Origin of the sequence: Actinophytocola sp. (assembly GCF_035942955.1) — a bacterium.
Lineage (GTDB): Bacteria > Actinomycetota > Actinomycetes > Mycobacteriales > Pseudonocardiaceae > DASYTH01.
Window position 1 is genome coordinate 1 of record NZ_DASZCQ010000202.1, and the last position, 8956, is coordinate 8956.

The 8956-nt window shown below is 72.4% G+C and carries 9 protein-coding genes; 4 read left to right on the top strand and 5 right to left on the bottom strand.

Annotation, left to right across the window (positions count from 1 at the left end; genetic code table 11):
- Window positions 1-148: 148 nt before the first annotated feature.
- The 5 genes from sepH to VGX25_RS19865 form a co-directional block, all read right to left on the bottom strand.
- Window positions 149-1183: a septation protein SepH gene (gene sepH / locus VGX25_RS19845; RefSeq protein ID WP_326919330.1), complete on the bottom strand. Its 1035-nt coding sequence runs from the start codon at window positions 1181-1183 to the stop codon at window positions 149-151.
- 69 nt (window positions 1184-1252) lie between these two features.
- Window positions 1253-2104 carry a phosphoribosylaminoimidazolesuccinocarboxamide synthase gene (locus tag VGX25_RS19850; protein WP_326919331.1) on the bottom strand — a complete coding sequence of 284 codons (852 nt, stop codon included), beginning with the start codon at window positions 2102-2104 and terminating at the stop codon, window positions 1253-1255.
- A 7-nt stretch (window positions 2105-2111) separates the two neighbouring features.
- Window positions 2112-3248, bottom strand: coding sequence for a phosphoserine transaminase (serC, locus tag VGX25_RS19855; protein ID WP_326919332.1), 1137 nt, complete (start codon window positions 3246-3248; stop codon window positions 2112-2114).
- Window positions 3245-4429 carry a sensor histidine kinase gene (locus tag VGX25_RS19860; protein WP_326919338.1) on the bottom strand — a complete coding sequence of 395 codons (1185 nt, stop codon included), beginning with the start codon at window positions 4427-4429 and terminating at the stop codon, window positions 3245-3247. Before VGX25_RS19860 ends, serC begins: the two co-directional genes overlap by 4 nt.
- Window positions 4430-4619: 190 nt before the next feature.
- A complete protein-coding gene (locus VGX25_RS19865; RefSeq protein WP_326919333.1) occupies window positions 4620-5282 on the bottom strand; it encodes a response regulator transcription factor in 663 nt (220 codons plus the stop codon).
- 113 nt (window positions 5283-5395) lie between these two features.
- On the opposite strand from VGX25_RS19865, the gene VGX25_RS19870 reads away from it, so the two are divergent.
- The 4 genes from VGX25_RS19870 to VGX25_RS19885 all read left to right on the top strand — a co-directional run.
- Window positions 5396-5938 carry a hypothetical protein gene (locus tag VGX25_RS19870; RefSeq protein WP_326919334.1) on the top strand — a complete coding sequence of 181 codons (543 nt, stop codon included), beginning with the start codon at window positions 5396-5398 and terminating at the stop codon, window positions 5936-5938.
- Window positions 5935-7071: a peptidoglycan-binding domain-containing protein gene (locus tag VGX25_RS19875; RefSeq protein WP_326919335.1), complete on the top strand. Its 1137-nt coding sequence runs from the start codon at window positions 5935-5937 to the stop codon at window positions 7069-7071. Before VGX25_RS19870 ends, VGX25_RS19875 begins: the two co-directional genes overlap by 4 nt.
- On the top strand, window positions 7068-7796 hold the full coding sequence (locus tag VGX25_RS19880; protein ID WP_326919336.1) for an ABC transporter ATP-binding protein: 729 nt from the start codon (window positions 7068-7070) through the stop codon (window positions 7794-7796). The genes VGX25_RS19875 and VGX25_RS19880 overlap by 4 nt, the downstream gene beginning before the upstream one ends.
- On the top strand, window positions 7793-8956 hold a 1164-nt coding region (locus VGX25_RS19885; protein ID WP_326919337.1), incomplete at its 3' end, for an ABC transporter permease. The genes VGX25_RS19880 and VGX25_RS19885, both read left to right, overlap by 4 nt.

An 8956-nucleotide genomic window follows, 5' to 3' on the forward strand; every position in this document is an offset into this window, starting at 1 on the left:
CCCCCATAGGGGCGTCAGCACCCCAAAACGACGATCAAGAACCGTCGACGCCCCCAACCACCCCGACCACCGCCAGCCGCCAACGCACCCAACCCTCAGCCAATCGCCGCGCCCCACCCACCCGGGACCCCACCCCACCCAGGCCGCCTCAGCCCCGGTTGGACCGCGTCCCCAACAGCACGTCCTCCCAGGACGGAACCATCGGCCGGGCCTTCTTGCTCTTCCCGCGCCGCGCCGAGGCCGCCGGTGCCGGCGCGGACGCGGGGGTCGGCTCGGGAGCGGGCTCCGGCTGGGCGGGTTCGGGCGTGGGCTCCGGTTCGGCGTCAACAGCCGGAGGAGCGGGCGGGGCGGGGGGCGCCTCCGCGACCTGGTCCATTGTGGTGGTCACTGCCTGCGGTTCCTGGGTCAGCTCGAAATCCTGGACGAAGTCCTGCTCGGTACGGATCTCCGGCTCCGGCGCCGGGCGGTGCGGCGGCTCGCCGCCGTTGACCGCCTTGCGCTCGGTCTGCGGGCGCGCCGGGCGGGCCGGAGTGGGGGCCGGTCTGACGTCAAGGGCCTGCTGGGCCAGCTCGGTGACCGGGCGCACGGTGCGCAGCGGCCGGTTGGAGGTGGGGTCGAGCAGGTCGAGCGCGTGATCGTCGAGCGGGGTGACGGTGCCGCCGTGCGCGCCGGGGTGGAACGCCCAGTGCGCGCGGTTCTCCGAGCGGCCGGCGGTCCAGCTCAGCTGCACCACCCACTTGCCGTCCTCGCCGCGCCACGAGTCCCAGTTGGCCACCGAGTAGTCCTGGCCGCGGGTGCCGAACGCGTGCGCGACCACCTCGCCGAGGGTCTGGACGTCCGGCCCGTCCTCGCGGACCGGGTGCGCCCGCTGCGCCAGCTCGGCCGTGCGCGATCGTTCGAGCAGGACCGGGTAGGCGAACCGCTCCACCCGGTGCTCCGGGAGGCCGGCCGCCGCGGCGACCTGCTCGACGGACTCTCCCGCACGGATGCGGGCTTGGATCTCACGAGGGCGCATCTGGCTCTCCAGCTCGGTGGCGATCTGGCCGAGTCGGGTGACGTCTCCTCGGGCTGCCGCACGCAACCGCTCGTCCACGGGAAGTGAGAAGCGCTCGCCGCGTGTCGGGTCCTCGCAGACGACGGTCCTTCCGTCATCCTCGAGCCCGACGATCCGCAGCGCACGCATCGCGGCCTCCTCCAGGCTTTGAACAGACTTCACCTCGTCAAGCGCCCACCGTAGTTGGCCGCAACGCGATCATGGGCTAGGCGCGCCGGGGTGTTCCCAGCTCATCCCGGTGATCCGCTCGTAGAGCTCGATGTACCGCAACCGCGTCGCGGCCACGACGTCGGCGGGGATCTCCGGGCCGGGCGGTTGCTTGTTCCAGCCCGTGCCGGCCGCCCAGTCCCGCACGATCTGCTTGTCGAATGAGCGTTGCGGGCGGCCGGGCGCCCATTCGTCTGCGGGCCAGAAACGCGACGAATCCGAGGTCAGCACCTCGTCGCCGAGGGTGATGACGCCGGCGGAATCCCAGCCGAACTCGAATTTGGTGTCGGCGATGATGATGCCCTTGCCGGCCGCGTGCTCAGCGCCCCGCGTGTACAGCTCGAGGGTCAGCTCGCGGAGCCGTTCCGCGGTGTCCCGGCCCACCTCGCGCACCACGTCGTCGAACGTGATGAACTCGTCGTGGCCGACGGAAGCCTTGGTGGTGGGGGTGTAGATCGGCTCCGGCAGCCGGCTGCCCTCGGTCAGCCCGGCCGGCAGCGCGACCCCGGAGACGCTGCCCTTCGCCCGGTACTCGGCCAGTCCAAGACCGGTGAGATAACCGCGCGCGATGCATTCCACGGGAATCATCTTCAGCGGTGTGCACCGAATGGCCCGGCCGGCGAACTCGGCCGGCACGTCGGTCGCCGAAATCAGATGGTTCGGCGCGACGGAAGCCAGCCGGTGAAACCAGGAAACCGACAGCTGGGTCAGCAGCGCGCCCTTGTCCGGAATGGGCGTCGGCAGCACCACGTCGTACACCGACACCCGGTCCGAGGCGACCAGCAGCAGGTCGTCGTCGATCGAGTACAGCTCCCGGACCTTGCCCGCGTACAGATGCCGCACGGGGTAATTAGATCCGCTCGACCACCCAGTCGACGCACCGGGTCAGGGCGGACACGTCGTCCGGCTCGACGGCCGGGTACATCGCCACGCGCAGCTGGTTGCGGCCCAGCTTGCGGTACGGCTCGACGTCGACGATCCCGTTGACCCGCAACACCTTCGCCACCGCCGCGGCGTCCACCGATTCGTCGAAGTCGATGGTGCCGACGACCTGCGAGCGGTGCGCCGGGTCGGCCACGAACGGCGTGGTGTACTCCGTCGCCTCGGCCCAGCCGTAGAGCCGGTCGGCGGAGTCGCGGGTGCGCGCCACCGCCCAGTCCAGCCCACCGTTGCCGAGCATCCAGTCGATCGTCTCGGCGAGCAGGAACAGCGTGGCGATGGCCGGGGTGTTGTAGGTCTGCTCCTTGACCGAGTTGTCCAGCGCGGTGGTCAGCGACAGGAACTCCGGCACCCACCGGCCGGAGCCGCCGATCTCGGCCACCCGGTCCAGCGCGGCCGGGCTCATCAGCGCCAGCCACAGGCCGCCGTCGGAGGCGAACGACTTCTGCGGGGCGAAGTAGTAGACGTCGTAGTCCTCGGCGCGGACCGGCAGCCCGCCGGCGCCCGAGGTCGCGTCGATCGCGATCAGCGCGCCGTCCGAGCCCGCCGGCCGGCGCACCGGGACCGCGACCCCGGTCGACGTCTCGTTGTGCGCCCAGCCCACCAGGTCGCAGCCGGCCGCGTAGCTGATCTCCGGCGCGGATCCCGGCTCGGCGGTGACCACCACCGGGTCGGCCAGGAACGGCGCGCCGGCCGTGGCCTTGGCGAACTTCGCCGAGAACTCGCCGTAGCTGAAATGCTGCGCCCGCTCGCGCACCAGGCCGAACGCGGCGGCATCCCAGAACGCGGTCGCCCCGCCGTTGCCAAGCACGACCTCGTAGCCGTCGGGCAGCGCGAACAGCTCGCGCAGCCCCGCGCGCACCCGCCCGACGAGCGACCTCACCGGCTTCTGCCGGTGCGAGGTGCCCATCAGCGCCGCACCCTCGGACACCAGCCGCTCCAGATGCTCGGGGCGCACCTTGGACGGGCCGGAGCCGAAGCGCCCGTCGGAGGGCCGCAGCTGCGCCGGCAGCTCGAGCGTGGTCGGATCGATGCTGGTCGAGGTCATGCCTCCAGTGTCGCAGGCGCGTCTGGAGACTCGATCGCCGGCCGGTGGGAACGGGCCGGGACCGGTCCGGTCACCGGCAGGTACACGGTGATCCGCAACCCACCGCCGGCGTTGGGCTCGGCGTAGACCCGGCCGTGGTGCGCCTGCACCACCGAGCGCACGATCGACAGGCCGAGCCCGGCGCCGTCGCGGCTGGCGCCCCTGGTCCGCGCCAGCCGGCGGAACGGCTCGAACAGCCCGGGCACCGCGTCCGCCGGCACCACCGGCCCGGTGTTGGTGACCACCAGCGCGGGCGTGTCGGACACCTGGACCAGCACCGAACCGCCGGGCTCGTTGTAGCGCACCGCGTTGTGCACCAGGTTGGTGGCCAGCCGCTCGAGCAGCACCTGGTCCCCGATCACCAGGCGCGGGTCGAGCCGGCTGGCCACCGTCACCCCCTCTTCGGCGGCCATCCCGGCAGCCGAGCGCAGCACCGCGTCGACCACCTCGTCCAGCCGCACCGGCAGCCGGCTGACCAGGCCCTGGTCGCTGCGGGCGAGCACGAGCAGGCCCTCGATCATCCGCTCGCTGCGCTCGTTGGTGTGCAGCAGGTGCTGCCCGAGGCGCAGCAGCTCGGGGCTCGCGGTCGGATCGGCCATGGCCACCTCGATCAGCGTGCGCTGTACCGCGAGCGGGGTGCGCAGCTCGTGCGAGGCGTTGGCGACGAACCGCCGCTGGCTGTCGAACGCGGTGGCGAGGCGGTCGAGCATGCCGTCGAACGTGTCGGCCAGCTCCTTGAGCTCGTCGGGCGGCCCCTCCAGGTTGATCCGCCGGTCGAGGCTCTCCGCCCCGAGCCGCCGGGCGGTGGCGGTGATCGTGTGCACCGGTTTGAGCGCGCGGCCGGCCATCAGCCAGCCGAGCAGCCCGGCGACCGCGCCGGCGGCGATCAGCGCGATGCCGGAGGCGATCAGCAGCGTCTGCATGGTCGACGAGCGGAACGACTGGATCAGGCTGGTCTTCTCGCCGATGATCACGCCGCCGTCGAGCGGATCGGTGACCGGACCGGTCGTCGTCTTGGGCTGCGGCGCCGTCCCCTCGAAGTGCTCGACGAACCCGACGGCGTCCGGCACGATCTGGTTCACCAGCACGTAGTTGATCAGCAGCATGCCGATCCCGGCGAGCACGAACAGCCCGCCGAACATCACCGCCCACCGGCTGCGGATCGAGAGTCTCACGCCATCACCTCGCAAGCTCGGTGACGGCGAGCCCGCCGCCTCGTTCCTCGGCGACGGGGCAGTGTTCGATGGTTCGCTCCGCAGTCTCCGCCAAGCCTGCGTCTTCTCGTTCCTCGAAGACGCAGGAGTATTCGATGGTTCGCTCCGCAGGCTCCGCTCATGGCGGGCCGATCCGGTATCCGGCGCCCGGCACGGTCTCGATCACCGGCGGCTCGCCCAGCTTGCGGCGCAACGTCATCACCGCCACCCGGACCGCGTTGGTGAACGGGTCGGCGTGCTCGTCCCAGGCCTTCTCCAGCAGATCCTCGGCGCTCACCGTGGCGCCCTCGGCCCGCATAAGCACCTCCAGCACGGCGAACTCCTTGGGGGACAACGGAACGTGCCGGCCGTCCCGGGAAACCTGGTGGCGCGGCAGGTCGAGCAGCACCCCGGCCCGCTCGAGCACGGGCGGCAGCGCGGGCCGGGCCCGGCGGCCGAGCGCCTGGATGCGGGCGACCAGCTCGGCGAACGCGAACGGCTTGGTCAGGTAGTCGTCGGCGCCGAGGGACAGGCCGGCCACCCGCTCGGTCACGTCGCCGGCCGCGGTCAGCATGAGCACCTTGACCTCGCCGCCGGCCGCGATCACCTCCCGGCACACGTCGTCGCCGTGCACCCCGGGAATATCCCGGTCCAGCACCACCACGTCGTAGCCGTGCACGCCGACCCGCTCCAGCGCGGCGTCGCCGTCGTAGCAGACGTCGACGGCCATGGACAGCCGGCGCAGCCCCTCGGCGATGGTGTCGGCGAGGAGCCGCTCATCCTCGACGACCAGCACCCGCATGATCGCCAGTGTCCGCCATCGCCAGGTAAGCGCGGGATAAGGACTTTCGCTTAGCCCGCCCGAATCACCCGATCCGTAGAAATTCGACCAGCTCGACAAGGAGAGGAGTAGCCATGAGCGTTCGAACAGTGCTCCTCGCGGCGGCGTTGCTCGCGCTGGTCTCGGGGTGCAGCGGTGGGGAGGCGCCGGCCAGCCAGGTCGCGTCGATCTCGGGGAGCCAGCAGCCGTCCGGCGAGGCGCCGGCCGGCGACGACGGCAAGACCGACGAGGACAAGGCGCGCGAGTACGCCAAATGCATGCGCGACCACGGGGTCAACATGAAGGACCCGGAGATCACCGAGGGCGGCGGGGTCGGCCTGTCGATCGAGGGCACCGACCCGGAGACGGTGAAGAAGGCCGAGACGGAGTGCAAGTCCCTGCTGCCCAACGGGGGCAAGCCGCCGACGCCGGACGCCGAGCAGCTGGACCGGATGCGCGAGACGGCCAAGTGCCTGCGCGAGCACGGCATCAACGTGCAGGACCCGACCGTCGACGACCCGGGCATCAAGATCGAGGGCGGCGACAAGGAGAAGGTCGACGAGGCGATGAAGGCCTGCGGCGAGTCGCCGCCCGCGGGCGGCGCCAAGGTCGAGGGGCGATCGGAGCCGACGCGATGACCGAGCTCGAGCCGACCCTGGATCAGAAGGAGGGGCCGCGGGCGGTGCGCAAGCGGCGCACGGTGCGTGCGGTGATCATCACGGTGGCCGTGCTCGCGGTGCTGGGCGCCGGCACCGGCGTGGTGCTGACCCGAATCGCCGCCCGGCCCGCCACCGCGGCCCCGGAACCCCCTGGGCAGGTGGAGACCGCCGAGGTGACCAGGGCCGACCTGTCCGATCAGCGCACCGAGACCGGCAACCTCGGCTACGGCGCCGAGCACTCGCTGTCCGGTCGCCGGCAGGGGACCCTCACCGCGCTGCCGACGCAGGGCGCGGTGCTGGAGCGCGGCCAGCCGGTGTACTCCGTGGACGCCACGCCGGTCGTGCTGTTCTACAGCGACATCCCGCTCTACCGCGACGTCGGGTCGGGCGTGACCGAGGGCCCGGACGTCAAGGCGGTCGAGGAGAACCTGGCCGCGCTGGGGTTCACCGGCTTCGGCACGCCGAACACGAAGTTCACCGACGCGACCGCCAACGCGATCAAGAAGTGGCAGAAGTCCCTCGGCCTCGAGCAGACCGGGGTGATCCGGGTGGGCGACGTGGTCACCGCGTCCGGGCCGCTGCGGGTCAGCTCGGTGAGCGCGGAGCCGGGCGGCCAGGCCACCACCGAGGTGTGCAAGTACACCTCGACGCAGCGGGCGGTGACGCTCGACCTCGCGGCGTCGGACAAGGACCTGGCCAAGCCGGGCACCAAGGTGACGCTGACCGTGGCCGGCAAGGAGGTCGCCGGCACGGTCGCCACGCTCGCGCCCAAGCCGGCCGACAGCTCCAACGACCAGAACCGGCCGCCGGGGGACGGCGGGAACTCCGAGCAGCAGTTCACCGCGACGATCACGGTGGACGACCAGGCGTCGATCGGCGACCTGGACGCCGGCTCGGTCGACGTGCGGTTCACCACCGGCAGCCGGGAGGGCGTGCTGGTCGTGCCGATCGCCGCGCTGCTCGCGCTGGCCGAGGGCGGCTACGCGGTCGAGGTGGTCGATGGCACGCAACGGCGCCTGGTCGCGGTGCGGCCCGGGCTGTTCGACAACGGCAAGGTCGAGGTCACCGGGGACGGCCTTGCCGAGGGCATGAACGTGGTGACGACCTCATGACCGCGCCGGTGCTCGCGCTGCACGAGGCGAGCCGGACCTACCCGGGCGGCGTGCGGGCGCTGCGGGACCTGTCGCTGCGCATCGAGCCCGGCGAGCTGGTGGCCGTGGTCGGGCCGTCCGGCTCGGGGAAGTCGACGCTGCTGCACCTGATGGGCACGCTCGACCGGCCGAGCACCGGGCGGGTGGAGATCCGCGGGCACGACGTGGCGCGGCTGTCCGACCGGCGGCTGTCGGCGCTTCGGGCGCGCTGGATCGGGTTCGTGTTCCAGCAGTTCTTCCTCACCGACGGGCTGCCGGCCGTGGACAACGTGGCCACCGGCCTTGCCTACGCCGGGGTACCGGCGCGGCGGCGGCGGAGCATGGCGCTGGCGGCGCTGCGCAGGGTGGGGCTGGAGCACCGGGCCTGGCACGTGCCGGGGGAGCTGTCCGGCGGGGAGCGGCAGCGGGTGGCGATCGCGCGGGCGGTGGTCACCCGGCCGGCGATCGTGCTGGCCGACGAGCCCACCGGGAACCTGGACAGCCACACCGGCTCGGAGATCATGCGGCTGCTCGTGGAGCTCAACACCGGCGGCACCACCGTCGTGATCGTCACGCACGACCACTCGATCGCCGCCACCGCGCGGCGCCGGGTGGAGATGCTCGACGGGACGCTGTTGCGCGACACCTGCTCGTCAGGATGGAGCTATCAGGACGCCACCGGGCGTCCGGCAGGAGGGCGGTCATGACGACGCTGATCTCGGTCCCCCCGCCGGCGCCGCCTGAGCGCGAGCCGCTGCCGAAGCCGCGCCGGCTCGGCCCGCGGGACATGCTGCGGCTGGGCGGGCATGGCATGCGGACCCGTCCGCTGCGGGCGGTGCTGTCTGCGCTGGGCATCGCCATCGGCATCGCGGCGATGATCGCGGTGGTGAGCATCCCGGCGTCCAGCGCGCAGGCCCTGCGGGACGAGATCGCCGCGCTCGGCCCGAACCTGCTGACCGCCCGCCCCGGTCAGACCTTCTTCGGCGAGGACGCCGAGCTGCCGCTGACCGCGGTGCCGATGGTGCGCCGGATCGCGCCGGTCACCGCGGTCTCGGCCACCGGCAACGTCGCGGCGACCGTGCGCCGCACCGACCGGGTCCCGCCGAGCGAGACCTCCGGTCTGAGCGTCTACGCGGCGCTGCCGGACCTGCTCGAGGTGCTTCGCGGAAGTGTCTACAGTGGACGATTCCTGGACCGGGTGACCGAGCGCTACCCGACCGTGGTGCTCGGCTCGGAGGCATCCAAACGGCTCGGCATCGACCGGATCGACCCGGCATCGCCGCCGCAGGTGTGGATCGGCGGCCAGTGGTTCACCGTGATCGGCATCCTGAACAAGATGCCGCTCGCGCCGGAGATCGAGCGCTCGGTGCTGGTCGGCTGGCCGGTGGCGCGGGAGCGGCTCGGCTTCACCGGCCACCCAGGCACGATCTACCTGCGGGCGCAGGACTCCCAGGTGGAGGCCGTGCGCGGGGTGCTCGGCCGGACCATCAACCCGGAGCAGCCGGGCGAGGTGGAGGTGGCGCTGCCGTCCGAGGCGCTTGCCGCCCAACGACTGGCGGACAGCTCGTACAACGCGCTGTTCCTTGCGCTCGGCGGGGTGGCGCTGCTAGTCGGCGGCGTCGGCGTGGCCAACACCATGGTGATCGCCGTGCTCGAGCGGCGGCGGGAGATCGGGCTGCGGCGGGCGCTCGGCGCGACCCGCCGGCAGGTCCGCGGCCAGTTCCTCGCCGAGTCCGTGCTGCTGTCCAGCTTCGGCGGGATCGTCGGGGTGCTGATCGGGGTCGGGGTCACCGCGGGCTACGCGCTGACCAAGCAGTGGCCGGCGGTGTTCCCGCCGGTGGCCCTCGTCGGGGGGGTGGGGGGGGGG